The sequence below is a fragment of the Micromonospora sp. NPDC048935 genome (assembly GCF_043197875.1).
Lineage (GTDB): Bacteria > Actinomycetota > Actinomycetes > Mycobacteriales > Micromonosporaceae > Micromonospora.
Window position 1 is genome coordinate 104,885 of the sequence record NZ_JBICTZ010000003.1, and the last position, 24,382, is coordinate 129,266.

29 protein-coding genes and 1 pseudogene are annotated in these 24,382 nt (G+C 68.7%); 15 read left to right on the top strand and 15 right to left on the bottom strand.

Annotated elements, in window-relative coordinates; all coding sequences use genetic code 11:
- The first annotated feature begins 297 nt into the window (after positions 1 to 297).
- The 4 genes and pseudogenes from ACGFIW_RS11085 to ACGFIW_RS11100 all read left to right on the top strand — a co-directional run bounded on the left by ACGFIW_RS11085 (position 298) and on the right by ACGFIW_RS11100 (position 2,859).
- A complete protein-coding gene (locus ACGFIW_RS11085) occupies positions 298 to 1,407 on the top strand; it encodes a helix-turn-helix domain-containing protein (RefSeq protein WP_393314010.1) in 1,110 nt (369 codons plus the stop codon).
- 7 nt (positions 1,408 to 1,414) lie between these two features.
- Positions 1,415 to 1,756, top strand: a complete 342-nt coding sequence (locus ACGFIW_RS11090; protein WP_393312983.1) for a PPC domain-containing DNA-binding protein — start codon at positions 1,415 to 1,417, stop codon at positions 1,754 to 1,756.
- A gap of 150 nt (positions 1,757 to 1,906) precedes the next feature.
- A pseudogene (locus ACGFIW_RS11095) lies at positions 1,907 to 2,076 on the top strand (DUF397 domain-containing protein).
- A 39-nt stretch (positions 2,077 to 2,115) separates the two neighbouring features.
- Positions 2,116 to 2,859: a hypothetical protein gene (locus tag ACGFIW_RS11100; RefSeq protein WP_393312986.1), complete on the top strand. Its 744-nt coding sequence runs from the start codon at positions 2,116 to 2,118 to the stop codon at positions 2,857 to 2,859.
- 284 nt (positions 2,860 to 3,143) lie between these two features.
- Here ACGFIW_RS11100 and ACGFIW_RS11105 read toward each other — a convergent pair whose 3' ends face one another.
- The 4 genes from ACGFIW_RS11105 to ACGFIW_RS11120 form a co-directional block, all read right to left on the bottom strand.
- Positions 3,144 to 3,755, bottom strand: a complete 612-nt coding sequence (locus tag ACGFIW_RS11105) for a hypothetical protein (RefSeq protein ID WP_393312989.1) — start codon at positions 3,753 to 3,755, stop codon at positions 3,144 to 3,146.
- Positions 3,756 to 3,989: 234 nt separating this feature from the next.
- Positions 3,990 to 4,463 carry a hypothetical protein gene (locus tag ACGFIW_RS11110; RefSeq protein WP_393312991.1) on the bottom strand — a complete coding sequence of 158 codons (474 nt, stop codon included), beginning with the start codon at positions 4,461 to 4,463 and terminating at the stop codon, positions 3,990 to 3,992.
- Positions 4,464 to 5,131: 668 nt separating this feature from the next.
- Positions 5,132 to 5,590 carry an ArsI/CadI family heavy metal resistance metalloenzyme gene (locus ACGFIW_RS11115; protein WP_393312994.1) on the bottom strand — a complete coding sequence of 153 codons (459 nt, stop codon included), beginning with the start codon at positions 5,588 to 5,590 and terminating at the stop codon, positions 5,132 to 5,134.
- 16 nt (positions 5,591 to 5,606) lie between these two features.
- On the bottom strand, positions 5,607 to 5,747 hold the full coding sequence (locus tag ACGFIW_RS11120; protein WP_393312997.1) for a hypothetical protein: 141 nt from the start codon (positions 5,745 to 5,747) through the stop codon (positions 5,607 to 5,609).
- 76 nt (positions 5,748 to 5,823) lie between these two features.
- Here ACGFIW_RS11120 and ACGFIW_RS11125 point away from each other — a divergent pair, with 76 nt between their 5' ends.
- The 4 genes from ACGFIW_RS11125 to ACGFIW_RS11140 all read left to right on the top strand — a co-directional run bounded on the left by ACGFIW_RS11125 (position 5,824) and on the right by ACGFIW_RS11140 (position 8,574).
- The gene (locus ACGFIW_RS11125) at positions 5,824 to 6,195 is read left to right on the top strand and encodes an ArsR/SmtB family transcription factor (protein ID WP_393313000.1); all 372 of its coding nucleotides are present in this window, start codon (positions 5,824 to 5,826) and stop codon (positions 6,193 to 6,195) included.
- Complete coding sequence (locus ACGFIW_RS11130) at positions 6,192 to 6,926, top strand: aquaporin (protein ID WP_393313003.1); 735 nt, start codon at positions 6,192 to 6,194, stop codon at positions 6,924 to 6,926. The genes ACGFIW_RS11125 and ACGFIW_RS11130 overlap by 4 nt, the downstream gene beginning before the upstream one ends.
- On the top strand, positions 6,923 to 7,330 hold the full coding sequence (locus ACGFIW_RS11135) for an arsenate reductase ArsC (protein ID WP_393313006.1): 408 nt from the start codon (positions 6,923 to 6,925) through the stop codon (positions 7,328 to 7,330). The genes ACGFIW_RS11130 and ACGFIW_RS11135 overlap by 4 nt, the downstream gene beginning before the upstream one ends.
- A gap of 152 nt (positions 7,331 to 7,482) precedes the next feature.
- A complete protein-coding gene (locus ACGFIW_RS11140; protein ID WP_393313009.1) occupies positions 7,483 to 8,574 on the top strand; it encodes a GTPase in 1,092 nt (363 codons plus the stop codon).
- 218 nt (positions 8,575 to 8,792) lie between these two features.
- On the opposite strand, the gene ACGFIW_RS11145 is transcribed toward ACGFIW_RS11140, so the two are convergent.
- Together ACGFIW_RS11145 and ACGFIW_RS11150 are read right to left on the bottom strand one after the other, a co-directional pair.
- A complete protein-coding gene (locus ACGFIW_RS11145; RefSeq protein WP_393313012.1) occupies positions 8,793 to 9,221 on the bottom strand; it encodes a DUF4304 domain-containing protein in 429 nt (142 codons plus the stop codon).
- A gap of 71 nt (positions 9,222 to 9,292) precedes the next feature.
- Positions 9,293 to 9,862 carry a TetR/AcrR family transcriptional regulator gene (locus ACGFIW_RS11150; protein WP_393313015.1) on the bottom strand — a complete coding sequence of 190 codons (570 nt, stop codon included), beginning with the start codon at positions 9,860 to 9,862 and terminating at the stop codon, positions 9,293 to 9,295.
- Between the two features lie 96 nt (positions 9,863 to 9,958).
- Between ACGFIW_RS11150 and ACGFIW_RS11155 the strand changes: the two genes are divergently transcribed.
- Together ACGFIW_RS11155 and ACGFIW_RS11160 are read left to right on the top strand one after the other, a co-directional pair.
- The gene (locus tag ACGFIW_RS11155) at positions 9,959 to 10,891 is read left to right on the top strand and encodes an oxidoreductase (protein ID WP_393313017.1); all 933 of its coding nucleotides are present in this window, start codon (positions 9,959 to 9,961) and stop codon (positions 10,889 to 10,891) included.
- A 105-nt stretch (positions 10,892 to 10,996) separates the two neighbouring features.
- Entirely contained in the window at positions 10,997 to 11,320 is a 324-nt protein-coding gene (locus ACGFIW_RS11160) for a plasmid stabilization protein (protein WP_393313020.1), read from the top strand.
- Positions 11,321 to 11,329: 9 nt separating this feature from the next.
- Here the strand turns inward: ACGFIW_RS11160 and ACGFIW_RS11165 are convergent, their stop codons facing one another.
- Positions 11,330 to 11,737, bottom strand: a complete 408-nt coding sequence (locus ACGFIW_RS11165; RefSeq protein WP_393313023.1) for a four-helix bundle copper-binding protein — start codon at positions 11,735 to 11,737, stop codon at positions 11,330 to 11,332.
- A 118-nt stretch (positions 11,738 to 11,855) separates the two neighbouring features.
- A complete protein-coding gene (locus ACGFIW_RS11170) occupies positions 11,856 to 12,866 on the bottom strand; it encodes a hypothetical protein (RefSeq protein ID WP_393313026.1) in 1,011 nt (336 codons plus the stop codon).
- Between the two features lie 342 nt (positions 12,867 to 13,208).
- On the opposite strand from ACGFIW_RS11170, the gene ACGFIW_RS11175 reads away from it, so the two are divergent.
- The 4 genes from ACGFIW_RS11175 (at position 13,209) to ACGFIW_RS11190 (ending at position 17,066) form a co-directional block, all read left to right on the top strand.
- Positions 13,209 to 14,387 (top strand): sensor histidine kinase, encoded by a 1,179-nt coding sequence (locus ACGFIW_RS11175; protein WP_393313028.1) that lies wholly within the window; start codon positions 13,209 to 13,211, stop codon positions 14,385 to 14,387.
- On the top strand, positions 14,377 to 15,585 hold the full coding sequence (locus ACGFIW_RS11180; RefSeq protein WP_393313031.1) for a hypothetical protein: 1,209 nt from the start codon (positions 14,377 to 14,379) through the stop codon (positions 15,583 to 15,585). The genes ACGFIW_RS11175 and ACGFIW_RS11180 overlap by 11 nt, the downstream gene beginning before the upstream one ends.
- Positions 15,558 to 16,271: a response regulator gene (locus tag ACGFIW_RS11185; RefSeq protein WP_393313034.1), complete on the top strand. Its 714-nt coding sequence runs from the start codon at positions 15,558 to 15,560 to the stop codon at positions 16,269 to 16,271. Before ACGFIW_RS11180 ends, ACGFIW_RS11185 begins: the two co-directional genes overlap by 28 nt.
- Before the next feature lie 72 nt (positions 16,272 to 16,343).
- Positions 16,344 to 17,066 (top strand): hypothetical protein, encoded by a 723-nt coding sequence (locus ACGFIW_RS11190; RefSeq protein ID WP_393313037.1) that lies wholly within the window; start codon positions 16,344 to 16,346, stop codon positions 17,064 to 17,066.
- Positions 17,067 to 17,127: 61 nt separating this feature from the next.
- Here the strand turns inward: ACGFIW_RS11190 and ACGFIW_RS11195 are convergent, their stop codons facing one another.
- From ACGFIW_RS11195 to ACGFIW_RS11215, 5 genes are all read right to left on the bottom strand, one after another.
- Complete coding sequence (locus ACGFIW_RS11195; protein WP_393313040.1) at positions 17,128 to 17,880, bottom strand: lysophospholipid acyltransferase family protein; 753 nt, start codon at positions 17,878 to 17,880, stop codon at positions 17,128 to 17,130.
- Positions 17,881 to 17,957: 77 nt separating this feature from the next.
- A complete protein-coding gene (locus ACGFIW_RS11200; protein WP_393313042.1) occupies positions 17,958 to 20,018 on the bottom strand; it encodes a glycogen debranching N-terminal domain-containing protein in 2,061 nt (686 codons plus the stop codon).
- A complete protein-coding gene (locus ACGFIW_RS11205; RefSeq protein WP_393313045.1) occupies positions 20,018 to 20,389 on the bottom strand; it encodes an SCP2 sterol-binding domain-containing protein in 372 nt (123 codons plus the stop codon). The genes ACGFIW_RS11200 and ACGFIW_RS11205 overlap by 1 nt, the downstream gene beginning before the upstream one ends.
- A 201-nt stretch (positions 20,390 to 20,590) precedes the next feature.
- Positions 20,591 to 21,007 (bottom strand): CBS domain-containing protein, encoded by a 417-nt coding sequence (locus tag ACGFIW_RS11210; protein ID WP_357559795.1) that lies wholly within the window; start codon positions 21,005 to 21,007, stop codon positions 20,591 to 20,593.
- A 73-nt stretch (positions 21,008 to 21,080) separates the two neighbouring features.
- Complete coding sequence (locus ACGFIW_RS11215; RefSeq protein WP_393313048.1) at positions 21,081 to 21,779, bottom strand: TMEM175 family protein; 699 nt, start codon at positions 21,777 to 21,779, stop codon at positions 21,081 to 21,083.
- A 195-nt stretch (positions 21,780 to 21,974) separates the two neighbouring features.
- On the opposite strand from ACGFIW_RS11215, the gene ACGFIW_RS11220 reads away from it, so the two are divergent.
- Entirely contained in the window at positions 21,975 to 22,556 is a 582-nt protein-coding gene (locus tag ACGFIW_RS11220; protein ID WP_393313051.1) for a nucleotidyltransferase family protein, read from the top strand.
- Between the two features lie 18 nt (positions 22,557 to 22,574).
- On the opposite strand, the gene ACGFIW_RS11225 is transcribed toward ACGFIW_RS11220, so the two are convergent.
- Both ACGFIW_RS11225 and ACGFIW_RS11230 read right to left on the bottom strand, forming a co-directional pair.
- On the bottom strand, positions 22,575 to 23,045 hold the full coding sequence (locus ACGFIW_RS11225) for a PPOX class F420-dependent oxidoreductase (RefSeq protein WP_393313054.1): 471 nt from the start codon (positions 23,043 to 23,045) through the stop codon (positions 22,575 to 22,577).
- Positions 23,046 to 23,238: 193 nt separating this feature from the next.
- Positions 23,239 to 24,264: an aspartate-semialdehyde dehydrogenase gene (locus ACGFIW_RS11230; protein WP_393313057.1), complete on the bottom strand. Its 1,026-nt coding sequence runs from the start codon at positions 24,262 to 24,264 to the stop codon at positions 23,239 to 23,241.
- Positions 24,265 to 24,382 lie beyond the last annotated feature (118 nt).

Sequence of the window (24,382 nt, forward strand, 5' to 3'; positions counted from 1 at the left end):
ATGACAGACGGCAGGTATCGATATGCACCCCATGCATGGCCAGAGCCAGCACTCGAATGGGATCTTGGAGTGGAACCACCTACCATCGAGGCTCGGCAGCCACACAAGGACGCCAAGATGACAGCTACCCACAAGGCCCGCTATTGCCGCTGCGGCGCACGGCTCGCACGCGACAACAAGGCCGGACGCTGTTCGCCCTGCTCGGCCTACGACCGGCACCACTCAGGTACGGCACCCGAGGTCCCAGCCAGCTTCTGGGACGAGGTTGTCCTAGCCCAAGCGCTGCAAAGCCGCCACATGGGTCGGGTCATCCGGGCATGGCGAACGCATCCCTACCATGGCCGACATCCGATCTCCCAGGGCCAAGCCGCCGCATGGGTCGGCATGAGTCAAGCGCAGCTAAGCCGAGTCGAGACCGGTCCACCCATAGTCCACCTTGACCGCCTAGCGCAGTGGGCAGCAGCGCTGCGCGTGCCGGAAGACCGGCTGTGGTTCGCCCTCCCTGCTGCTGACGGCGAGCTGGACAAGAAAGAAGCCAACGTGAATCGCCGCCACTTCTTCACCTCGGCCCTAGCTACCGCAGCCACCGGTGTCCTTTATGATCATTCCGCCCCGGTGGCGCTAAGCGCCGAGCACGAAGCCGTCGAATGGCTAGCGTGGAACCTCTGGCAGCAACGCAAGGACGAGCTGGATTCCTCTCTCATCCCAGGGTCAATTACCCGGGTGCTGAACATGCATCCACACGTCCTCAGGACAGCAGACGACGCGTACCGCTTCACTGACCCCGCACTGACAGACGTTCTGGTTGCCCATCGAGTATTCGGCGATATCGCGCAGGGCAGCGGCCACCTCCTCGCGACCGCACAGACCAGCCACGCCACTGATCTGACCATTGGCGCGCTGGCAGCCGAGCACGAGACGGCACGACGGGGCCTTTCCGTTTGGATGCGGACCGGCGCAACCGCAGTCCTCAGGGTCAACGCAGCCGGCATCCTCGCGAAGGTGGGAGCGGCCGAACTGGGTGACGCGGCAATCACCGCACTCCGCGCCGACCAGGACGCACGACAACTCTACCTAACCGCCGTTGCCAGCCGGGTACTGGAACTGCCATGGGAACGAGCAGCACACCTCTCCGGTGCGACAAGCACGAAGGCCACCAACTGGGCACGAAGCGAGAGCAGCGACATAAGAGGACGGGTATCGCAAAGACTTGCCAATGAGCTAACCAACAACCGCGATGCCGCCGCCCGATGGTGCAGCGCGGTACTGCTCGGCAACTTCGTTGATGCCGGCGACACTCGAACCCGAACTACCCTGATGCGTGCTGTAGAACAAGAAAAGTGCCGCGAGAACTTACGGGCATATGCGGCAGTACTAGCCGGCGTCACCCCTCTAGCGATCGGATAGACAACAGATGAAGGTCCTAACAGTCAAGCCAGGGGAAGAAGTAGTAGAGACGCTTACCAAGCAAGCCGCGGACCAAGGGATAACGGACGGCGCGATTGTCTCCCTCATTGGCGCCGTCGATGCGTGCGCAATCAGCAATATGCTCGCCGACGATGCCCGCAAAGACATCGTCACTGAGTACCGGCAGCCGTTCGAACTAAGCGGCACTGGCGAAATCCAGGACGGAAAGGTGCATGTTCACGTGGTGCTCGGTCGAGAGGGCGACACCGCGCTCGCCGGCCACTTGCACTGGGCGCGCGTAGAAACCTTCTTCGTCCACGCATACACCCTCGCGTTGCAGGACGGATAATCTGTGCCAAACGGGCGAGCCAGGAGGGTTGACGACGCACCACGGCTCGCTCGGCATGACCAGGGGCCGCGTCTCAGAGGCGATTAGGGGCGATGCCCTCTCGCGCAGGCCGTCATTTCAATCGATCAAGGAACGAACACCGACATGGACATGACCGACGCCAGGTGGCACAAGTCCGCTCGCACTGGAACCAAGGCGGTCGTGTAGAGATGGCCAACTACTTGCCAAGCGTCGTGCTCGACCGTGACACCAAGGACCGGGGCGGTGGCATGCTCCAGTTCAACCCGACCGATCGGCCAGTCGAAACTCTCGCCGCGTGACACTCGACATGCACCTAAATCGGTTAGACAATCAATCCTATGAGTGAGCATGAAAGAAGAGGTGGGCCGGCAGATAACGCAAGGCCACAGGATCTATCGCTCTATTCTGCAATGTTGACCTTCACAAAGCAACGATTGCAGCACGCCGATGAAAATCTAGCCAAGTCGCCGATCAACAGGGTTCAGCTTGAAGCGTGTGCCCTGCAAGTTCGAATCGCGCTAGAACAAATCGTGCTAGCCACCCTAATCACCAATCGCCCCGGAGCAGCAGCCGTCACCACAGCATTCGCCGGGAAGACGGCAGGCGAGGTTCGCAAGTTGGTTAGCTCGATCAACCCGAACTACTGGCCCATTCCTTTCGACTTCACAAAAGTCGAAAGCGGCAATAGTTACTACTGGCAAATGACAGAGCCGGCCACCCCTTACCTGTCTGAAGACGACTGGGGCAAGGCGTACGGGTACTGTAGTAGCCTGCTGCATGCCGCCAATCCTTATCAGTACTTTGATGAGTCAGACGCGAAAAGACTAAGAGTTCAACACCATTTCGAGCACGCCGATAAACTAAGCAACTATTCGCAGAAAATCCAGAGGTTACTCAAAAATCACCAAATCTACCTATCCGAAATAAACCATTCGCTGATATGCCACGTATATGAAGACACAAGGATTGAGCCCAGCATTCAAGTCTACTCACGAGGCGATCTCCAGACACCCCGCATGCCGTCGACTCGCCCTTCTGGGGAGCAGGACGCCGCCCGGCCTGCCACGTCAAGCGGACCTTGACGCGCGTTCAGACGCTGGCGGTTCAGGCGGTAGCCTACTCGTATGCCCGGTCGTCATCGCACCGGAAGTGACCAACGTTTGCGCTGTTCACAGGCTCGCGCTTGGCGCTCCGTTAAACCGCACAGGGTGCGGAGCATTGGCGCGGCACATCTTCGGAGCAGTGTTTGCTGGCAGGCGAGGAACTGCCCGTGATAGGCGCACCGTAGCCCCACCACCCACCTCGTCTCGGCGCGTGCGGCGGGCCGCCAGTCACCCATACCTGCTCTCGCGAGAGGTAGGTTCAGCTAAAAATGAGTGACCCCGTTCTTCTTCGCCCATGCTCGGAGAGTCTTCGCGATATGGTGAGTGCCGTACTCTGAGATCACCAAGGCACTGAAATACACATCAAGATCGAGGATTTGAGTGAGCGGCTCCTGTGGCACACCCTTATAGTCGCTAAACGAAATTACTGTTTCATACTGGCGTGGCATCTGGGGGTCCGCGAAGCGATCCGGCATCTTGTCAAAAAGAATCCGATACTCCCTACCTGGCGGAATTGAAGCGATCCCACTTGCAAATACGGTAAGGTCGGATAGCCTACTAGGCGCACTTGGATCTTCGTACAGGGTGCTCACCAATCCTGGCGAGAACTTGAAGCGCACATCGCGGGCCATCGTCTGACCCACGTTTTTTATCACCAGATCCATGAAGGGATGCCCCACCCCCCGCGTGGGCTCAAAGTCGATGACCACGAAAGGTTGCGCCTGAGCCTCCCGAAGGTTTCGAGCCTCTTTCACTTGATGAAACGCAGCTTTCGCGGCGCAGACGGCGATGCCCACCGCACCGATGGCACATAATGCGCTTACCCATCCCGGCACGTCGCCGAAATCTGGTGAAAAGGCCATTAAATCCTCCACGGGATCAACAGGTTGACACTCCTCGCGACTAACTACTCTGACGATGTGACGACCTGCGAACCCGATGAAAGTCGGGATTATGCTATCGATTCTTGAAGTGTCGCGGGCGTTCGCCGTCTCGCCTGCCGATTTCACTGATGGTTGGATCCGGCTTGATTACGACGGGAGGATCGGCAGGCTTCGGCGAGTCGTTGACGTCGCGCCCGCTTTGTTGACCGTGTCTCTCATTGGACATCATTTACCACCTTTTAATGTAAGGATCACAACCAGGAGCGCCAAGACCACCAGGACGATGGCGAGGACTAGGAGCCGGACCGCCCAATCCAAGCGGTCTAGCTTCAAATCTAACTGGTCCTTGTTGCTCTCATAATCTGCGATTCGTGTATCCAGGACCACGCGTTTCGTGCGGTCTGGCTCCTTGGTGATGTACCCCAGGTAGAGGCCCCGTGGATATATTCCCGCCTGCATTCTTGGCCTAAGGATCGAAGCCGCCAAGGTCGCTGCTGCGGCTGCGGCGACCGCGCCGGGCAGCGCCCATCCTGACTTGCTGTTGAGTGCGAGTCCGGCCAACACGCCGGCGAATCCTAGAACTTGGCCGGCTCGGCTGTCGACAGTCTCGGCGCGCTTCTCTTGCGCCGTCCGTTCAACGTCGAGTTCCGCGCGGACAACCTCCAAGGATTCCAGTTCTCGATCGCCCTCTTCTGCCATTCTATGATCCTTTTGCCGGAAACGCCCGTTAATGCGCGTTGAGTCCCAGGGGCGACGCACACGCAGCAGCGCCCAATCCGCGTTCTCAGAGTGACAGAAGGGTACGACAAGGCTGCTCCAAAGAGCGCCAGCGCTTGGCCGAGCGGCTTCAGCGCCACCATCGCGTCACAGCTGGTTGATGGCCTCGATACAGCAGGTCACAATGCCACGTAGATGCGCTGATCTTTGGGGCGGTGAGCCCGCAGTGAGCCCGGACGCCTCCGGATCCGGCGTCACGACCCGACATGGATCGACATGGATAGGGGTGTCTACCTGTACAGATAGACACCCCTAGCAACTCACGATCACGGGCTAACCCGTATCCGATTCAACTTCTAATCCCAAGGCCGCAGGTTCGAATCCTGCCGGGCGCACCCCACCTCGCCGCAGGTCAGCGACTTTCCGGTCCCGTGGCAGCATCGAACGGACGCAGCAACCGCCAGGGCGGCGAGATCGAACCCCTGCCGATCGGGTCGCTGCGGGCGAAGGTCAATGCCGGCGTCGACCCGATCAGCGGGAAGCGGAAGTACCAGACCGAGGTCGTCCCCGCCCGCCGCAGTAGAAGGCACGTACCCGTCTGCTGCCGCAGGTGCACGAGCAGCGGACGCACGCTCAAGAGCTGGGGCGCGTCAGCAGCAGCTTCCGGCAGCACCGGCGGTGGCCGGCTCCCTCGTTCCGGCGGGGGTGCAGCACGCGCTTGCGGCGGTCTTCTCCAGTTGGTCGGAGTCGGCCTTGACGGTGTAGACCTCCCAGGGCTCGTTGCCGGGGCCGCGCACCCACACCTTGTCCTGGAGGGCGTAGCAGCACTCGGTGCTGTTCTCTTCCAGGGTGATCAGGCCGGCGTCGGTGAGGCGCTTGGTGGCTGTGTTGACGTCGTCGGTGCTGAACACTTCGACGCCCAGGTGGTCCATCACGGTGGGCTGGTCGGGCTCGCCTTCGAGCAGGACGAGCTTCAGCGGCGGGTTCTCGACGGCGAAGTTGGCGTAGCCGGGGCGGCGCTTGGCGGGTTCGACGCCGAACAGCGTGGAGTAGAAGGCGACGGAGCTTTCGAGGTCGGACACACGCAGGGCGAGCTGAACGCGGGACATGACTCTCCTTACGGATCTAGCGGATGTGGTGGTTGGTCAGAGTGGCGGTGCGGGTGCGCTCGTAGCGGGCCTCGGCGCGGCAGGCCGGCGTACACGTCTGCCCGCAGGGATCGCAGTACGACGCGGCAGTCCGGCGACGACGGAACGGCTTGATCATCACGACCCCTTGTCTTGATGCTTTTCGAAGCAGGACCCACGTTGCACCCTGTTTTGAAATCTGTCAACCTAGAGGAATGTCGAAACAAGGTCTGCCGGTGGTGAACCTGGACGCGGTTGCCTGCTGCGCTCCGATCGCGGTCCGCCCGATGGACACCAGCCAGGCGGCAATTGTCGCTCCACTGTTCAAGGCCCTGGGCGACCCGGTCCGGCTGCGGCTGATGTCGATGATCGCTTCGGTGCCGGAGATGTGCGTCTGCGATCTGACCCCGGCATTCGACCTGTCCGGGCCGACCATCTCCCACCACCTGAAGGTCCTGCGCGAGGCTGGCCTGGTCGACTCCGAGCGGCGTGGCACCTGGGTTTGGTACCGGGTCCGCCCGGAGGCGTTCCGGCAACTCCGCGCGCTCCTGGACCTCTCCGCCACCTCCGCGGAAGCCACCGCGTGAGCCTGCGGGCCCGCCGCGCGTCCGCGGAGTTCGCCGGTACGGCAGTGCTCGTCGCCGCTGTCGTCGGTTCCGGCATCGCCGCCGCCCGCCTCTCGCCCGGCGACGTTGGGCTCCAGCTCCTGGAGAACGCGATCGCCACCGCCTTGGCACTGGGCGCGCTGATCCTGACCTTCGGGCCGGTATCGGGTGCGCACTTCAACCCGATCGTCTCGGCGGTCGATTGGTGGCTCGGCCGACGCGCCGGCACCGGCCTGAGCGCGAGTGATCTCGCCACCTACATCGTCGCCCAGGTCTGCGGCGCGATTGCCGGGACTGTTCTGGCCAACCTGATGTTCGAGCTACCAGCCACGACGTGGTCCCGTACCGATCGTGTCGGCGCGAATCTGTGGCTGGCCGAGATCGTCGCCACCGCCGGCCTGGTCGTCCTGGTCTTCGCCCTCGCCCGCACCGGGCGCAGCAACGCGGCTCCGGCCGCTGTGGGTGCCTACATCGGTGCCGCCTACTGGTTCACCTCGTCCACCTCGTTCGCGAACCCCGCCGTCACCATCGGCCGCGCCTTCACCGACACCTTCGCCGGAATCGCCCCCACGTCCCTACCCGGCTTCCTCGGCGCTCAGATCGTCGGCGGCCTGGTCGCCATCGCCGCCATCGTTCTTTGGTACCCGAGTGCCGGAAACGCCGCCGACGCCGTGGTCGTAGCCCACCTCACCCCGGAGACAGAACCCCGATGACCGACAAGCCCAGCGTTCTCTTCGTCTGCGTCCACAACGCCGGTCGCTCCCAGATGGCCGCCGGCTGGCTGCGGCACCTGGCCAGCGACACGATCGAGGTCCGCTCGGCCGGCAGTGAACCCGCCGACCAGATCAACCCCGTCGCGGTCGAAGCCATGCGCGAGGTCGGCATCGACATCACCGGGCAGACCCCGGCCCGACTCACCTGGGACACCGCCCGAGCCAGCGACGTCATCATCACCATGGGCTGCGGCGACGCCTGCCCCGTCTTCCCCGGCAAACGCTACGAGGACTGGAAACTCACCGACCCCGCCGGCCAACCCCTCGACGTCGTCCGCCAGGTTCGCGACGACATCAGGCACCGGATCGTCGAACTACTCGCCAGCATCCGAACGAACCGCTGAGCACACGCGACCCCTCCATCTGCACAATCTTCGCCGCAGCGCCCGCACCCCCAGGTCGACGCCACGGGTCTCGTCGGCGTTGACGCAGCAGGCTTGACGGGGTGTGGGACCCTCACCATCAGTAGGGATCCGGTTGCAAAGACAGGAGCCTGGTGAGCCCAAAACCCCCCAAGCAGCGCTCGACCCGGATCCTGGTGGTGGGCCGAACCGGCGTGGGCAAGTCGAGCATCATCAACTCCGTTGTCGGCGCCCCGGTCGCCGAGACGGGAAAATACCGACCGACGACCGCCAAGATCGAGCGATACGACGCCGAATATCGCGAGTCGACAATGGTTCTCATCGACACGCCCGGCTTCGGTGACGCCGGGTGGGACCGGTCCAACGACGAGCGTTATCTGGCGCTGATCGAGCAGGAGGCCGGCGAAATCGATCTCGTCCTGTTCGTCACCAAGCTCGACGACACCAGGGTCGAACGCAGCGAGTACGACACGCTCGGGGCGCTCACCAACAAGTTCGGTCACGAACTGTGGGACCGCGCGGTCGTTGTGCTCACCCGTGCGGACAGGTTCACCCGCCGTGAATACCCCGACGAGCTGGCCCAGCGAAGCGCGGCGCTGCGCGAAGCAATGGAGACGGTGGTCGGCGACCGCGCTCACCGGATCCCCTTCGTCCCGGTGACGAACACTCGCGAACGCAACCCTGACCGGTCACGGTGGATGGCACGGCTCTGGCTCGCCATGCTGGAGCGGGTGAGCGCGCCTGGGTTCGACGCGTTCGTGCTGTCGACCATCTCGCGGGTCACCAGCGAGACCGCCTCCGAGGAGGGCGACCCTGACCCGCCGCGGCAGGTCACCCCGACACCGCCCAAACCCCGGCGCAGCAAAGGCACCGCAGTCACCCCGGCGCCCACGCCCGCTCCTGCTCCTGCTCCAACCCGCCGACGGGCGACCACGCCGAGTGCCGCGACCCCGGCTGCTGTGGTCCGGCCCGTCGATCGTCACCCCACGTCCACCCCGCCCACGACGACCCACTCGTATGTCTCCGACGGGGTGCCCGTTCAACACACGACGATCAACGTCGGGTCCGGTGTCGCCAATATCACCGTGACCACTCAGCAGAGCGACCGAACTGAGGCCGTGATCGCCACGAGGGCGTCGACGGGCCTGTTGGAAAAGCTGAAGGCCGCCGGCTCCTGGATCGTTTCTGGAATTGTGGCCGGAGTCTTCAAGATCCTGGGACAGTAACGGTCCGCAGGGGCCCCGCTCCAGCGGGACCACCGCCGAGCACGATGCCGACCGCGGAGGCGGCCACCAGCCGTACGTTGCACGTCGGGCTGGCCGCAGGGCGGGCAGGTGCGGTTCGGTCCGCCGGCTGGCCGTCGTTCCCGACGAGGTCAATCACGTGGTGCTCGGCCGGCATCGCGTCAGCCTAGGGCTCTCCGGGACCGGCCGGCCGTAGACGGTCAAAGGTGTTCGCGGAGAGCGGGAAGGCCGTACGCGCCGATGGCGGTGACGACCTCGCTCGCGACGTCCGCGGCCTCGACGTCCTCGTTCAGGTCCCACCAGACGTCCTCGTTCACCGGCATCAGGTGGCCGAGCCGCCAGGACCACACGAAGCCGCCGTAGAAGGTGCCCGGCGAGGGCTTCAGGGGTAACCGGCTCTGCTCACGCCTGCGGGACTCCCAGACGATCCGTGGTACGACACAGAGGTTGACCGTGAACGTCAGGTGCTCTCCCGTGTTGAACCGCGAGGACTGGAAACCCAGCAGCGCCCAGGACTCCGGGTCCGGCAGGGTGTACCGCGAGCCCGACCCCGTGAAGCCGAGGGCGCGCAGAGCGGGAGCGACATCGTCACGCAGCATCGCTCGATAGGTGGCCTGCACGTCGACCATGTCCTCACCCGCTCGATGTCGGAGAGCCGGAACCTGGCGTCGAGCATGGACGACCCGAGCACGGTTGAACACTAGCTGGCGCGGAGACCGTCGCAGACGACGGCGATGACCCGGTCGCGGGCGCCGGTGTCGGCCGGGTCGACCTCCCGGGCGAGGCAGCCGCTCATCAGGGCCTTGACGTCGGCGAAGGTGATGTCGCCCCGAACCGCTCCCGCTTGTTGGGCGGCCTTCAGCATGGTGTGCAGCCGACCGGACACGTCACTGCCGGCTTCGACGGCGGCCGACTCGATGTCGAATCCGCCGCCGGCCAGCGACTCCGCCAGCCCTCGGTGGTCGGCACCCTCGTGGATGAGCGCGGCGAAGAAGGTGAAGAAGGCCGTCCCCGGGTCCTCGGTGGCTGCCAGGACGTCCGCCCTCGTCGTCAGCAGCGCCATGCGATCGAGCAGAACCGCCGCGAACAGGGCCTCTTTGGTCGGAAAATGGCGGCTGACGGTGCCGGTGCCCACTCCCGCGCGTCGGGCGATCTCGTGGACGGGCACGGAAAGACCCTCGGTGGCGAACGTCTCCGCCGCCGCCCGCAGCACCGCAGCCCGGTTGCGTCGGGCGTCGGCGCGTGGTGCCCGCGCAGGCTTTCCCGTCATCGGGGGTGATCTCCTTCTGTTCAAACGGGACGACCGTCCCGTATATTCACTTCATCCGGGACGCTGGTCCCGATTGTAGGGATCAGGGGGAACACCATGGCTACGTGGACCGCCGCCGACGTCGGTGACCAGCACGGCCGTAACGTCGTCATCACCGGCGGCAACAGTGGCATCGGCTTCGAGACGGCCAGGGTGCTCGCGGCCCGGGGCGCCTCGGTCGTCCTGGCCTGCCGAGACCGCGACAGGGCGGCGGCCGCGGCCGCCGCCCTGCCCGGCGGGAACGTCACTATCGTCGACCTCGACCTGGGCTCGCTCGCCTCGATCCGCCGCGCGGCGGAGGAGCTGCGAGCGCGCCACGCTCGGCTGGACCTGCTCATCAACAACGCGGGCCTGATGATGCCCCCGCTGGGTCACACCGAGGACGGGTTCGAACTCCAGATCGGCATCAACCACCTGGGCCACTTCGCCCTGACCGGGCTCCTCCTCGATCGGCTGCTCGCCACCCCCGGCTCCCGCATCGTGACCGTCAGCAGTTCGGCGCACCGCCGGGGGCGGATCGACATCGACGACCTACAGTTCCGGCGCCGCACCTACCGGCCGACAACCGCCTACAGTCAGTCGAAACTCGCCAACATCCTGTTCACGTACGAACTCCAGCGTCGTCTCAGCGCGGCGGGTGCCGAGCCCATCGCTGTCGCACTCGAACCCGGCATCATCTCGACCGGCCTGCAACGCCACGTCACGGGCGCGCTGGCCGCCGGCATCGCGGTCGTCGGAAAGCTGATCGGCCAAGCCAGCCCCGCGGCCGGCGCGCTCGCCACCCTGCGCGCCGCCACCGACCCCACGGTCGGGGGCGGCGACTACTACGCCCCGGACGGTCGGCTGCTGAACGCCTCGGGTCAGCCGGTGCCGGCCCGATCAAGTTCCGCGTCCCACGACGTCGACACCCAGCGCCGGCTGTGGACGGAGTCCGAGCGGCTGACCGCCGTGACGTACTCGTTCACCAGCCGGCCCGACACCGAACCCTGATGATCCCCGGGGCGCGAGGAGAGCGGCACCTGTTTGACCCCGGTGGCGACGGGGCATCGTGGCGGAGAGAACGAGCCGAGTCGACAACGACTGCGGGAGGCACCGATGCCAGCAGGATCGAGCCCGAAGAGGGAACGGCAGTACGAGCACATCAAGGAGAGCGCCCAGGAGCGCGGCGCCTCCGCCGGGCGGGCCAAGGAGATCGCCGCCCGTACGGTGAACAAGGAACGGGCCCGCTCGGGTGAGGCCCGCACGTCGAGCCGGTCGTCGCGCAACGACGTGTCGTCCGCGCACCGTGGCGGTAAGCGCTCCCACAGCGGCGCCCAGGGCCGTACCAAGGAGCAGCTGTACAACGAGGCGAGGCAGCGCGGCATCAAGGGACGCTCGTCCATGTCGAAGGCGGAGCTGGAGCGGGCCCTGTCGAAGTAGGGCAGCGGGTCAGCTCATCGTGGCCAGCAGGTCCCGACAGGCCCGCTCGCAGGCCCGACAGGCGTCCGCGCAGAGCCGGCAGTGCTCGTGCTGGTCGGCGTGCCTGGCGCACTCGTCACCACACGACCTGCACGCCGTGGCGCAGGTCTCCAGCAGGCTTCGGCTGAGGTTCGCGTCGTAACCGGTGTGTCGGGACAGCACCCGCGACGTGGTGGCGCAGATGTCCGCGCAGTCCAGATCTGTCCGGATGCACTCGGTCAGGTCGGCGACCATATCCTCGCTGAGGCAGGCGTCCGCACACGCGGTGCAGGCCTGGGCGCAGTCGTTGAGGGCGTCGATCGTCGCCGCCAGCTTCGCGCGGTCCAGGTTGATCGACTTCGGGTACGTCTCCAGCATCGACATCGTGATGCTCGGCATCGGGGATTCCTCTCGTCGGGTCCCCCCGGCCCTACCCGAAGTCTCGCCCCGCACACCTCGCCCCGCTCACCTTGTGCCCGGCGCGGTGGTCCGGCCCCGGCTCGTCCCGGTCACCGGCTCAGACCGGCCCCAGCAGGGCGGCCAGCGCGTCGTCACCCTGGCCGAGCTGCGCTCCGCCGCTCGGTGGCGAGACCAGGAAGCGTCGGCAGCCGTCGAGTTCCACGTACCGGTCGGGGCCGCCGGTGCCGTCCAGCGGCCGCAGCACCGCGAAGCGGGAGGCCGGCGTGGCGCAGTCGGCCACCGCCCGACGGTTGGCGAACGCCCGGAGCACGCCCGCCTGGCGCTCGGCCGGGAGCGGTCCGCCGTACACGAAATCACCAGCCGGCTTGCCGCTGCCCCGCTGTGTCGCGGGCACCTGGTAGACGCAGAGTCGCAGCGGCTCGGCGGTCGCCGGCGCGGGCGGCGCGGGCGGCCCGGCGCGGCCGATGGTGGTCTCCACCGCCACCATGTCCGTCCACCGTTGCGAGCATCCGGCGGCCTCGGCGGCCGGGGCCTCGACCTGCCCGATGGTACGGCTGTCCACGGTGGTCATCGGCAGTTCGGCGAGCGCCGTCAGCACCTCGGCGCGTGGTTTGCCGCAGGAGTCCGTCGGCACGTACGGCCGCAGCCAGCGCCCCCGGTCGTCGAGCAGCGCCAACCACGGCGGGACGACCAGGTCGAGTGTGCAGGCGACGCCCCCGTCCGATTCCTGGTCGGGCAGGCGTAGCGCGGTGAGCAGCGGCGCGATCTTCTCTGCGCGTCGCTCGGTGGCGACCTGCTCCTGCCCTCCGTTGGGGCCCGGAGTGATGGTCCGCCCGCAGAGCACGGCGGCGGCCGGGGTGAACGCCGGGTCGATGCGGCCGATCGTCGGTTCGACCCCGGCCGGTGTCGGCGCCCCCGTGTTCGGCACCGACAGGATCGCGCCGGCCTGCGGCGCGGCCTCGGCGCAGGAGGTCCACCTGTCGACGATCTGGGCCGGGCCGGGATCCTTTGTCCCGCCCGTGCCGCTGCCCGTGCCACCGCAGCCGCCCAGCGCCACGCCGAGCAGTGCCACCGCCAGTGCCGTTCGACCCGAGCGCATCCGGCTCACCACCTCTCCATCCGAGGATGGGACGAACGACTGGCGCGCCCGGTTCCGGCCGTGCGGTCGCGGCACCCAAACCCGGTGATCGACTCGGGTTTCGTGATGTCGCGGTGTCAGACCGCCCCGGACACCCCGACTTCCGTAAACCCGAGTGGATCATGCGCCGGCCGCCGGCCGCCGGCCGCCGGCCGCTGGCCGCTGGCCGAACGTCACGTCGCGCAGCACACCGTGACGCATTAACGACATCGCGCGCACATTGGGTTACGCTCGACGCCACCCATGTTATTCTCCGATGTCGATCTCTGCCGCGCGGACCCCTTCCGGGTCGTTGTCGGAAGGACACCTCCGATGCCGGCCGTTGCCGCTCCCACCGGGCCGCCGCCCACGCTGGACAATCCCGCCGGTGGTGCGCTCGTCCTCATCTTCACCACGATCCCGGCACTGCTGCGCCTGACCTGCGGTGTGATCGGCGGTGCGGTGGCCCTGTCCGTGCAGGCCCCGCCGGTCGACCCAGCCCTGCTGCTGCCCGGCGTGGCAGCGCTCACCGGCTGGTCGGTCTGGTATGCGTACCGCGCGATTCGCCACGGGATCACCTTGGTCCTGGTCACCGCCGACGTCACGGTCACCGCGTTGGCCTGTCTCCTCATCCCCGTGCTTGTCGCACCCGGAGTGCTGCCCGGCGAGGGCAGTTGGATCGCCGTGCTGGCCAGCACCACGGTGATCAACGCGCAGGCCACCGCCCCGGCGCGCTGGTCGATTCCAGCCGGGGTGCTCGTCACCGTCACGTACGCGACGGGCGCGCAGGCGGCCGGCAACCCCACCGAGGCACGGGCACACGCGACCACCCTGCTGGTGCAGACCGCCTGCACGGCGATGATGGCGGCGGTGATGCGCCGACGCATCGGTCGCGCCGACCGCGCGTTCGTCGAGCATCAGCGGCTGACCCGGCAGGCGCTTGTCGCGCGGGCCGCCCGCGACGCCGAACGCCAGCAGAACCGCGACCTGCACGACACTGTGCTCGGCACCCTCACCATGGTGGGGCTCGGTGCGGTGACCGGCTCCTCGGCCACCTTTCGCGACAGGTGCGGCGCCGACCTGCGTACCCTCGTCGCACTCACCGACGTCGGCCCGGTGGCCGGCGACGGCCCGGTGCCGCTCGACGGTCGGTTGCGGGCGGTGGCGGGCCGACTGCCCGAACTGTCGACGGAGCTGGCCCTGACGCCGTGCGCGGTTCCCGCCGGGGTGGCCGACGCGATCGGCGAGAGCGCCTACGCGGCGCTGTCCAACGTGGTCCGGCACGCGCCGGGCGCGCGGGTCACGCTGCGGCTGAGCCGGCACGCGGTCGGCGTCGTGGTCGAGGTCGCCGACGACGGCCCCGGCTTCGACCCGGCCACCGTCCCACCCCACCGGTACGGCCTGCGCGAGTCGATCCACGGCCGGATGGAGACTGTCGGCGGGCGGGCCGACGTGCGATCGGCGATCGGGGCCGGCACCCGGATCCGACTGGAGTGGCCCGGTGTCGGCTGATCTCGGCGCTCCGACGCCCCATACCGTCACGACGGAGGCACCGGACCGGGTCGGCGTGCCCGTCCCCCGGGAGCCGGCGTCCACGGCGGGGCTCGCCGCGCCGGCCGCGGTGGCGCACGCGTCCGACCGGGGCGCCCGGATCGTCGCCGTGACCATCGCACTGGCCTGGCACGCCGCGATCGGGCTGCCGGCGGTGTTGGCCGCCCGGGCGGAGTTCACCGCACCGACGGTGGTGCTCGGTGGCTGGGTGCTGGTCGCGGTGGCCGGCGCGGTCGCCGGGGTGCGACTGCTGCGCGGTTCACCGCTGCCGCCGTGGCTGCTGGCCGGGCTGCTGCTGGCCGTCGACGTGGCCGTGTTCGCCGCGGTCGGCGAGGAGCAGTTGTTCACCGCCGCCAACTGGGTGTGGGGCACGCTCGGCTGGTTCTTCGTGCTGGCGGTGTGGGGTCGTCGGGTCGCGGGGCTGATCGTGCTGCTGAGCACGCACGCGACCATCGCGCTGGTCGCGGTGCTCGGGCACGGCCCCGACCCGGCCGACGTGGCCCGCTACGTGATGTACGTCTACGGCACGTTCTCACTCCCGGTGGCGGTGTTCGTGGGCAGCGCGACGATCGTGAGCCTGGCTCGCGAGCGGGCGGCCGTCTCCGTCGCCGCCCACGCGATGGCGACCGAGCGCGCTGCCGCCGAGCGTGGCCTTCGGGAACGCCGGGACCGGCTCGCCCTGGTCAGCTCGGCGGCCGGGCGCGTGCTCGGGGAGTTGGCCGCCGGCCAGGTCGACCCGGACGACCCGGAGGTGCAGCGCCGCTGCGTGTTGGCCGCCGCCCGGCTGCGTCGACTGATCGCCGAGTCCGACGACGTGCCCGACCCGCTGCTGCACGAGTTGCGGGCGGCCGCCGACCTCGCCGAACGCAACGGCCTGCCGATCGACCTGGTCACCATCGGCACCCCGCCGCCGCTGCCGGTGGAGATCCGACGTCGGCTGGCCGAGCCGCTCACCGGCGTCCTCGCCGACGCCCGGGGCTGGGCCCGGCTGACAGTGGTCTCCGGTCCGGCGGAGGTGGTGGTCAGCCTGGTCACACCGGACCGGGAGGGGCCGGACGCCACCGGTCCACCTTCCGGGGAGCACGTCGACGGGCAGGTAGAGCACCTCTACGAACGGGACGGAAGCATCAGATGGGCGCAGACCCAGTGGCGGCGGTGACCGGTGACCGACCGATCGGGGTGGCGATCGTCGATGATCACCCGGTGGTGGTCGAGGGTGTGCGCGCCTGGCTCGCCAGCGAGCCGCGGCTGACCGTACTGGCCACCGGGGACGATCCGGACGAGGTGCTGCGGGCGGCACCGGACGCCGACGTCGTCCTGCTCGACCTGCGGCTGCACGGTCGGATGGCACTGGACAAGCTGGCCGAGTTGAGCGCCACCGGGCGGCGGGTGGTGGTCTACTCGGAGCACACCGACCCGCAGACCATGCTCGCCGCGCTGGACGCCGGGGCGGTGGCCTTCCTGGCCAAGCACGAGGGTCGGGAGCACTGCGTGGCGACCGTGCTGGCCGCCGCGAGCGACCGCCCGTACGTCCCGCCCGCGCTGGCCGGGGCGATGGTCGGCGACCCACGACCGGACCGACCCATGTTGTCCGACAAGGAGCGTGAGGCGCTGCTGCTCTGGTTCCAGTCGATGTCGAAGGCGTCGGTGGCCCGCCGGATGCACATCAGCGAGCACACGGTGAAGCAGTACGTCGACCGTGCCCGAATCAAGTACACCCGGGCCGGGCGGCCAGCCGCCACAAAGGCGGCACTACTCGCCCGCGCGATCGAGGACGGGCTCGTTCGCCCGGAGGAGATCGGCATCTACCGGTCACAGGCGACACACGACCGGACGACCCCCTAACAGGCGTCATGACAGCGGCCCTCCGATCCGACAGGCTTCATCCACAAGCCAGCTGACCGGAAGGTCGTGACGATGCACGCCGACACGTCCCCCTTCTTCATCGGTCCCCACCGGTTCGACGCTCCGGACGACGACGTGGGGCCGGCCCTGGATCGCCGATACGACCTGCGCCCCGCGCCCGGTGAGCGGGTTCTCGGGCGGCACCACCTGCTGGTCGCGGGCTACCTGCTCGGGCCGAGCGAGGCGCGGCACCGCTGGCAGTTGCCCGGGCCGGTCTCGGTGACCGTCACCGACCAACGGATCTGCTGGGTGGGCAGCGGCGCGCAGTTGTCGCTGGTCGTCGACGACGCGCCCCGGGCACGGCCACCCGCTCGGCTGAACGGCCTGATGAGCGGGCAGATCCGCTGGCAGTGGCCGTCCCGGTTGGAGTTGCCCACCGTCGAGCGGGGAGAGCCGACACAGTTGTTCATCGTGTGCGACGCGTTGCGCACCATTCAGCAGCCGGCGTTGGCCCTGCGCGGAGCATCCGCCGCGGTGGCGGAGTTGGCCCGGCAGGTCCGCCGGGCGGTGGCCATGTTCCGGCTCACCCGCCCCCAGCTCGTCGACCTCTCGGCGCAGGAGCGTGACGTGCTGCTGCTGCGGGCCGGCCCCGGCCTGCTCGCCGGGGACACCCGGGTCACTCTGCCCGGCTCGTTGCCTGTGGAGTTCCACTCCCGGGACGACTACTACCGCTCGGGGCCGGAGCCCGCCCCCTGGGGTGGGCTCACGGGCGGAGCGGCATCCGGGCATCGGTAAGCCCGACGACCCACGCCACGGCGTGCCCGGTCAGGTGCGCGACGCTCCCGTCAACCCGACGTCAGACGCTGGGGGCGCGTTGCTCGTCGACCGAGTCCAGGGCGGCGGCCTCCTCCGGAGTGGGGGCGCTGCCGCCCAGGTGCGCCGGCAGCCACCAGGTGTCGTCCGGGCCGGCGGGCACGTCCGGATATTCCCGCTGGGCCCGCTCGACGAGCGCGCTGAGCCTGGTGGTCAGCTCGGTGGCCAGCATGTTCGGGTCCGGGAAGTCCGCCGGGTCGATCGGCTCACCGATCAGGATGGTGATCGGCGTGTGCCGACGGGTGAGCGTGCGCGGGCGGCCCTTGGTCCAGAGCCGCTGGGTCCCCCAGAGCGCGACCGGCAACACCGGGACCTTCGCCGAACGGGCCATCCGGACGGTGCCGCTCTTCAGCTCCTTCACGGTGAACGACCGGCTGATCGTCGCCTCGGGAAAGACGCCGACGATCTCGCCGCGCTTGAGGGCGGAGACGGCGGCGCGGAACGAGGCCGCGCCGGCGTCCCGGTCCACCGAGATGTGCCGCATCCCGCGCATCAGCGGGCCGGAGATCCGGTGCGTGAAGACCGACTTCTTGGCCATGAACCGCACCAGGCGACCCGACGCGTTCGCGCCCAGACCGGCGAAGATGAAATCGAGGTAGCTGATGTGGTTGCCGGCCAACACCGCCCCGCCGGTCCGAGGGACGTGATGGGCGCCCTCGATGGTGATCTTCAGGTCGAGGACACGAAACATCGTCTTGGCGGCGGCGATGACTGGCGGGTACACGAGCTCCGGCATCCGCAGAATCTACCCTGCCCGGCTGGGTGCCGACCGGCGGCGGCGCGGCCCGCGCGCCGCCGCCGCGGTCGAACGGGTCAGTCCGCGAACTTGTCCAGGTCCAGTCGGCCCCGGGCGAACGCGTCCACCCGGCCCCAGCGACCCGGGATGTCCAGCACCTCGATGCGGCCCATCCCCACCGGCAGCCGTGGCTCGACCGCCAGGTGGCCGTCGTGCGGCTCCAGGCCGAGCATGGTACGCAGCAACAACAGCGGCGTACCTGTCGACCAGGCCTGCGGGCTGCACGCCGTCGGGTACTCCACCGGGAACTTGGTCAGCTCCCGCGGGTAGCCGCCGAACGCCTCCGGCAACCGTCCGTCGAAGTACGTGGCCGCGTCCAGGATGCCGCTGGCGATGGTCGCGGCCTCCTCGGCGAAGCCGTACCGGCGCAGACCCCAGGCGATGAACGAGTTGTCGAACGGCCAGATCGTGCCGTTGTGGTAGCCGATCGGGTTGTACCGGGCCTCCCCCTCGGCGAGCGTCCGCACCCCCCAGCCGGAGAAGAGCCGCGGCCCCACCAGGTGCGCGGCGATCCTCTCCGCCCGCTCCGGTCCGACGATCCCGCTCCACAGCAGGTGGCCGATGTTGGAGCTGAGGATGTTGCACTGGCGGCCGTCCGGGTCCAGGGCCAGGGCGTAGAACTCGCCGTCGGCCACCCACCAGTCCCGGTTGAACCGCTCCTTCAGCGCCGCCGCCTCCCGCTCCAACTGGTCGGCGAACTCCGGGTCACCCCAGAACTGGCGGGCCATCCGGGCCGCGCGGACCTTCGCGTCGTACGCGTACCCCTGCACCTCGCAGGTGGCCCGCGGGAACGGCGGCAGCGTGCCGTCGGAGTAGGAGATCGAGTCCCAGGAGTCCTTCCAGCACTGGTTCTCCAGGCCGGTGTCGGTGTTACGCCGCTCGTACCAGATGTAGCCGTTGCCGACCAGGTCGGCGTAGTTGTCGATCCACCGCAGCGCCGCGCGGGCCTCCTGCTCCAACTCCTTGACCAGCGCGACGTCCCCGGTCCACCGCTCGTACTCGTCGAGCAGCACGACGAACAGCGGCGTCGCGTCCACCGACCCGTAGTACGGCGAGTGTGGCTGCTCCTCGAAGGCCGCGGTCTCGCCGTAGCGCATCTCGTGCAGGATGCGCCCCGGGTCCTCGTCCCGGAAGTCGTCGAACCGGCTGCCCTGCAAGGAGGCGAGGATGCGCAGCGTCGTCTTCGACAACTGCGGGGTGAACGGCAGCGTCTGCAGGCAGGTGAGGATGCTGTCGCGACCGAACATGGTCATGAACCAGGGCAGGCCGGCGGCCGGCAGGGTGGCGCCGCCCAGCGACAGCGGCGAGAAGCGCAGGGCGGCCAGGTCGATCAGACTGCGCCGGTAGGTGCTGGCCACCCGACCGTGCTGGCTGTTCACCTTCGGCGCGTCCGCGATCCACCGTTGCAGGTCATGTTGGAGAGCGAGCCGCTCGGTGCCGTGCATCCGCAGTCCGAAACGCAGATCGCGACCGCCCGGCCCGACCGCGCGCGTCTCGACGTCGATCACGGCCTCCCACTGCTCGTTGGGTTCCAGGTGGACGGTGTACGCGAACCCCCTGTTGTCGTACCGTGCCGACGTCGACGAGGAGATGCTCGTCTCGCGCTGGAAGTTGCCCCGCCGATAACCCAGTCGAAGTCGGTCCGGTTCGACCTCGGTGTAGATCTCGCCCTTCTTGTTGAGCACCTCGTCCTTGACCTGGAACAGGTCGGCGAAGTCCGACGCCGCTTCCATCCGGATTTCCAGATCGACGGGCTTCTCGTCGTGGTTGAGGATGGTGAGCTGCTCCCGGAAACTGCCGCCCACCGTGCGCTCCCGGATGATCGACAACTTGGCGTCCACGTAGTGGGTGGCCACGCCCGGGACGAGGAAGAACCGGGACTCGAAGTACTGCAGGTCGTCGTAGGAGAGCGAGTTGAGCCGCTCGCCGTTGACGGTCAGCACCCAGGTGGACAGAAACCGGGTGTCCAGGGAGAACAGGCCGGTGGGTTCGCTCGGGGTCGCCTCGATGTCGCCGGTGTCCTCGCAGACGACGAACGTGCTGCCGTCCAGGATCCGGATCGTGTTGCTCTGCCCCATCAGTACCCCTCCCCCGCGAAGCGTCGACGGGGCCCGCGGGCGTCCGGCGAACTCGGAAAGACCCGCTCCACCTGCACCACCAGCCGGGCGTCACCGGTCACCGTCATGTCCCCGCGCAGCAGCGCGGCCAGGCCGTGCTCACGGCCCGCGGCGATGTCGTCGAAGAGGACGGGGCTGGCACCGAGGACCGTGTCGGCCTCCCGGTTCTCCTGGCTCACGTTCAGCCGACCGTGGTCGATCCTCAGCAGCCAGTGCCGGGTCTGCGCCCCCTCGTGCAGGTCGATCCGCAGTGTCCCGGAGGCCTTCGCCAGCAGGGGTTCGTACCCCCGCCGGTCCAGGTCCTCGAAGAACCTCGTGGTCGCGTCCACCATCGGGTCCACTCCTCCCAGTTGCCAGGCCCGGGGTCCCGCACCGCGCTCGCGTACGCGCGGACGGCCGGCGTGCACGTCCCCGCACGGGTCCCCGCCGGTCCCCCGGTCAACCTCGCCCGGATCGGGTGAGCGGCCTCGTCGCCCCGGTACGGCAGCGCCGGCCCTCCCCGAGGGGAGAGCCGGCGCGCCGGTGGCGAAAAGCTAGTTGTTCGGGTCGTCGGCGCTGATGTCCGCGAGCACCGACTGCGGTTCGCGCTCGACCGCGAGGTCACCCATCGAGATCAGGCCGACCAGGCGCCCGTCGTCGATCACCGGAAGCCGGCGTACGGCGTACGTGCGCATCAGGTCCGCGGCGGCCACCACGTCGTCGTACTGACTCACGGTGATCACGTCGCGGGTGGTGATCTGGCCCAGCCGGGTCGAGCCCGGGTCCATGTTCTCCGCGACACCCCGGACCGTGATGTCCCGGTCCGTCACGATGCCGACCACGTTGTCGCCATCGGTCACCACCACGTCACCAATCGCACTGTCGCGCATCTCCTGCGCGGCTGCGATGAGCGTCTCGTTGCCGTCCATCGTCACCAACCGGGTCGTCATGAACTCTCCGACCGTTGTCATGGTGCTCCCCTCTCGGTGTCGGCACGGCCCGTCTACCCGCCGCCCGGGAGGGGGTAACGCCGACCGCCGGTGGCTATCCGCGCGGGTGCGGGTGCCGCGGGTGCCGCAGGCGCCGCAACTCGTACAGGCCGCTGCTGGTCAGCGAGAAGAAGATCGGCAGCAGCAGGAAGATCACCAGGGCGAGCAGCGGGGTGACCAGGTATCCGACGAGAATCGCCAGCCCGTACCCCAGGACGCCGGCCGCGGCCCGCGTCCGTTCGCTGGGGAAGAACGAACTCGCCACGGCCTCGTCCAGCAGGTCACCATGTCGGGCCAGATAGTGGTACAGCGCCAGCCAGGTCAGCGAGAGAAAGCCGCCGGCCAGCCCGTAGAGGACCACGCCGGCCCGCTGGTCCGCCCGGTCCCCCTCCCGCAGTGCCTGCGAGAGCACCGAGGTGGCGAACGGCAGCAGCGCGGTGCTGAACAGCACCCCGAGGTTGTACCACTGGAGGCCCTTGCCGCTGCTGGTCACCCGGTTGAAGGCGGCCCGGTGGTTGATCCAACTGACCGCCACGAACACGTACGACGTGACGTAGGCGAGGTACGTCGGCCACTGCTCGACCAACGCGGCCAGCAACCGACCGCGTCCCACCCGAGGTGGCTGGAGGTCGAGCACCAAAAGCGTGATGATGATGGCGAAGACACCGTCGCTGAACGACAGCAGACGGGACGTTTCCCGGCGCAGGGTCGGGCCGCCCGGGCGGGCCTCGTCGCTTGTCGTGTCGGCACCCATCCCGCTCCTCCCCGTGCGCCCGCCGTCCCGCGTTCCCGCGTTCCCGCGTGCCTGGCTGCCGCGTGCCTGGCCGCCGCGTTCCCGGCCGCCGCGTTCCCGGCCGCCGCGGCAGCGCGGCAGCGCGTTATACCCGTCGGTGGGCGGCACACCCACCCGTGGGAGACAGTCCTCGGCGCGGCTGCCTACCGTGGGCGGATGATGCCGGGCGAGGGGGAGTTGCGGGAACTGGTCAACGGCAGCCGTTGGCTGACCCGCGCGCTGGGTGTGGTGCGTGACTCCGGGCTACCGGACGCCTGGATCGGCGCGGGCGCACTGCGCGACCTGGTCTGGGGCGAGCGCTACGGCGACGGGTTCGACCCGACGACGGTCCGGGACGTGGACGTGGTCTTCTTCGACCCGACGAGGCTGACCCGCGACGACGACCACGAGGCCACCGCCCTCCTCGCGCGGGCGTGGCCGCAGCCGCCGTGGGAGGCACGGAACCAGGCGGCGGTGCACACCTGGTACGCGGCGAAGTTCGGCGGTGACCCGATCAGCCCGTACCGCAGCGTGGCCGAGGCGATCGCCACCTGGCCGGAGTACGCGACCGCGGTGGCCGTCCGCCTGGACGCGGCCGATCGGCTGGAGGTCTGCGCCCCGTACGGTCTGACGGATCTGCTGGGCGGGATCTGGCGGCACAACCCGGCCCGGGTGGACGTTGCCACGTCCCGACAGCGGTTGGCCCGGCAGCGCCCGGCGCGGCGCTGGCCCGGGGTGACCGTGATCGAACCAGGCTGACCAGCAGAGACGGGCGCGTCAGCCCTGGGGCGGTATGCCGTAGATCCGCTCCACGTGCAGGCGCAACACCAGCCGCCTGTCGTCGACCATGGCCTGGCGGTACTCGTCCCAGTCCGGGTGTTCGCCGCGCAGCCCTCGATACAGCGCCACCAACTCCTCGACCGTCGCGTCTGCGGGCTCGACGGCGGGCGCGCTCAGCTCGGCGCGCCCCTCGACCACCGCGTACGCCCAGCCGTCCTCGCTGCTGACGTGGAAGCTGGCCCGCGGGTCCCGGCGAAGGTTGGCGGTCTTGGCCCGCCCCTCGGTGATCGAGACCCGGATCAGGCCCGCGTCCCGGTCGAAGGAGTGAACCACTGTGGACAGTTGTGGCCGCCCGTCCCGCTTGATCGTCGCCAGCACGCCCATCGGACGGCCGGAGATCAGGTCGGTCAGCGCCTGCTGGGTGCGGTCGTCCGGCACGGTTTCCTCCAGGGGTCGGCTTCCTTCCATCCAAGCACGCCCGGCCGGCCACCGCCTCGCCCGCACACGACCAACCCCGCCGGCCGCCGCCTCGCCCCGAACGCGGCCGAGCCTCGCCGACCGCCTCGCCCGGACACGACCGAGCCCGCACTGTGCGCCGCGTGGCCCGGACACGACCGAGCCCTCGCCGGGTGTCGGCGAGGGCTCGGAGTGACCGTGCCGGTCAGCGGCGTTCGGCGGCGACCAACTCGGCGAGTTGCACCGCGTTGAGTGCGGCGCCCTTGCGCAGGTTGTCGTTGGAGCAGAACAGGGCCAGCCCGTACTCGGCGGTCTCGTCGGCGCGGATCCGGCCGACGTAGGTCGGGTCCTGCCCGGCGGCCTGCAACGGCGTCGGCACGTCGGTCAGCGCCACCCCGGGCGCGTCGGCCAGCAGCTCGTGGGCGCGCTGCGGCGTGAGCGGCCGGGCGAACCGGGCGTTGATCTGCAACGAGTGGCCGGTGAAGACCGGCACCCTCACGCAGGTGCCGGAGACCTTGAGGTCGGGAATCTCCAGGATCTTCCGGCTCTCGTTGCGGAGCTTCTGCTCCTCGTCGGTCTCGAACGAGCCGTCGTCGACGATCGAACCCGCCAGCGGGAGGACGTTGAAGGCGATCGGCTGGGCGAACGAGCGCGGCGCGGGAAACTCCACGGCCGACCCGTCGAAGGCCAGCCCGGAGGCGTGCTCGGCGACCTTGCGGACCTGCTCGTCCAGCTCGGCGACGCCGGCCAGCCCGGCACCCGAGACCGCCTGGTAGGTGGAGACGACCAAACCGGTCAGCCCCGCCTCGGCGTGCAGCGGGCGGAGCACCGGCATCGCGGCCATCGTGGTGCAGTTGGGGTTGGCGATGATGCCCTTCGGGCGGTCGAGGGCCGCGTGCGGGTTGACCTCGGCGACCACCAGCGGCACCTGCGGGTCCATCCGGAACGCCGAGGAATTGTCGATCACCACGGCCCCGGCCTCGGCGACCCGGGGCGCCAACTCCCGTGCGGTGCCCTTTCCGGCCGAGAAGAGCACGATGTCCAGCCCGGAATAGTCAGCGGTCGCGGCGTCCTCGACGGTGATCTCGCCGTCGCGCCACGGCAGCGTACGCCCGGCGGACCGCGCCGAGGCGAACAACCGCACCTGCTCCGCCGGGAACTCCCGCTCCGCCAGCACCTGCCGCATCACGCCACCGACCTGGCCGGTGGCCCCCACAATGCCGATCCTCATGCCCCGGAGGCTACCCACCCCACCCCCAAACCCGGGAACCCTTTCCCACCCCCCGGGTCCCGCATCACACCCACCCCACCCCCACCCCACACCCCCACGCACCACCACCCCCAGCGCG

Bases quoted from the DNA above. Each gene is read 5' to 3' on its own strand.
- ACGFIW_RS11175 (WP_393313028.1), top strand. From the start codon at position 13,209: ATGCCGGCCGTTGCCGCTCCCACCGGGCCGCCGCCCACGCTGGACAAT.
- ACGFIW_RS11115 (WP_393312994.1), bottom strand. From the start codon at position 5,590: ATGTCCCGCGTTCAGCTCGCCCTGCGTGTGTCCGACCTCGAAAGCTCC.
- ACGFIW_RS11195 (WP_393313040.1), bottom strand. From the start codon at position 17,880: ATGCCGGAGCTCGTGTACCCGCCAGTCATCGCCGCCGCCAAGACGATG.
- ACGFIW_RS11145 (WP_393313012.1), bottom strand. From the start codon at position 9,221: ATGGTCGACGTGCAGGCCACCTATCGAGCGATGCTGCGTGACGATGTC.
- ACGFIW_RS11125 (WP_393313000.1), top strand. From the start codon at position 5,824: ATGTCGAAACAAGGTCTGCCGGTGGTGAACCTGGACGCGGTTGCCTGC.
- ACGFIW_RS11150 (WP_393313015.1), bottom strand. From the start codon at position 9,862: ATGACGGGAAAGCCTGCGCGGGCACCACGCGCCGACGCCCGACGCAAC.
- ACGFIW_RS11165 (WP_393313023.1), bottom strand. From the start codon at position 11,737: ATGCCGAGCATCACGATGTCGATGCTGGAGACGTACCCGAAGTCGATC.
- ACGFIW_RS11230 (WP_393313057.1), bottom strand. From the start codon at position 24,264: ATGAGGATCGGCATTGTGGGGGCCACCGGCCAGGTCGGTGGCGTGATG.
- ACGFIW_RS11160 (WP_393313020.1), top strand. From the start codon at position 10,997: ATGCCAGCAGGATCGAGCCCGAAGAGGGAACGGCAGTACGAGCACATC.
- ACGFIW_RS11200 (WP_393313042.1), bottom strand. From the start codon at position 20,018: ATGGGGCAGAGCAACACGATCCGGATCCTGGACGGCAGCACGTTCGTC.
- ACGFIW_RS11225 (WP_393313054.1), bottom strand. From the start codon at position 23,045: ATGGAAGGAAGCCGACCCCTGGAGGAAACCGTGCCGGACGACCGCACC.
- ACGFIW_RS11085 (WP_393314010.1), top strand. From the start codon at position 298: ATGGGTCGGGTCATCCGGGCATGGCGAACGCATCCCTACCATGGCCGA.
- ACGFIW_RS11185 (WP_393313034.1), top strand. From the start codon at position 15,558: ATGGGCGCAGACCCAGTGGCGGCGGTGACCGGTGACCGACCGATCGGG.
- ACGFIW_RS11100 (WP_393312986.1), top strand. From the start codon at position 2,116: ATGAGTGAGCATGAAAGAAGAGGTGGGCCGGCAGATAACGCAAGGCCA.
- ACGFIW_RS11090 (WP_393312983.1), top strand. From the start codon at position 1,415: ATGAAGGTCCTAACAGTCAAGCCAGGGGAAGAAGTAGTAGAGACGCTT.
- ACGFIW_RS11220 (WP_393313051.1), top strand. From the start codon at position 21,975: ATGATGCCGGGCGAGGGGGAGTTGCGGGAACTGGTCAACGGCAGCCGT.
- ACGFIW_RS11155 (WP_393313017.1), top strand. From the start codon at position 9,959: ATGGCTACGTGGACCGCCGCCGACGTCGGTGACCAGCACGGCCGTAAC.
- ACGFIW_RS11190 (WP_393313037.1), top strand. From the start codon at position 16,344: ATGCACGCCGACACGTCCCCCTTCTTCATCGGTCCCCACCGGTTCGAC.
- ACGFIW_RS11135 (WP_393313006.1), top strand. From the start codon at position 6,923: ATGACCGACAAGCCCAGCGTTCTCTTCGTCTGCGTCCACAACGCCGGT.
- ACGFIW_RS11120 (WP_393312997.1), bottom strand. From the start codon at position 5,747: ATGATCAAGCCGTTCCGTCGTCGCCGGACTGCCGCGTCGTACTGCGAT.
- ACGFIW_RS11215 (WP_393313048.1), bottom strand. From the start codon at position 21,779: ATGGGTGCCGACACGACAAGCGACGAGGCCCGCCCGGGCGGCCCGACC.
- ACGFIW_RS11110 (WP_393312991.1), bottom strand. From the start codon at position 4,463: ATGGCAGAAGAGGGCGATCGAGAACTGGAATCCTTGGAGGTTGTCCGC.
- ACGFIW_RS11205 (WP_393313045.1), bottom strand. From the start codon at position 20,389: ATGGTGGACGCGACCACGAGGTTCTTCGAGGACCTGGACCGGCGGGGG.
- ACGFIW_RS11210 (WP_357559795.1), bottom strand. From the start codon at position 21,007: ATGACAACGGTCGGAGAGTTCATGACGACCCGGTTGGTGACGATGGAC.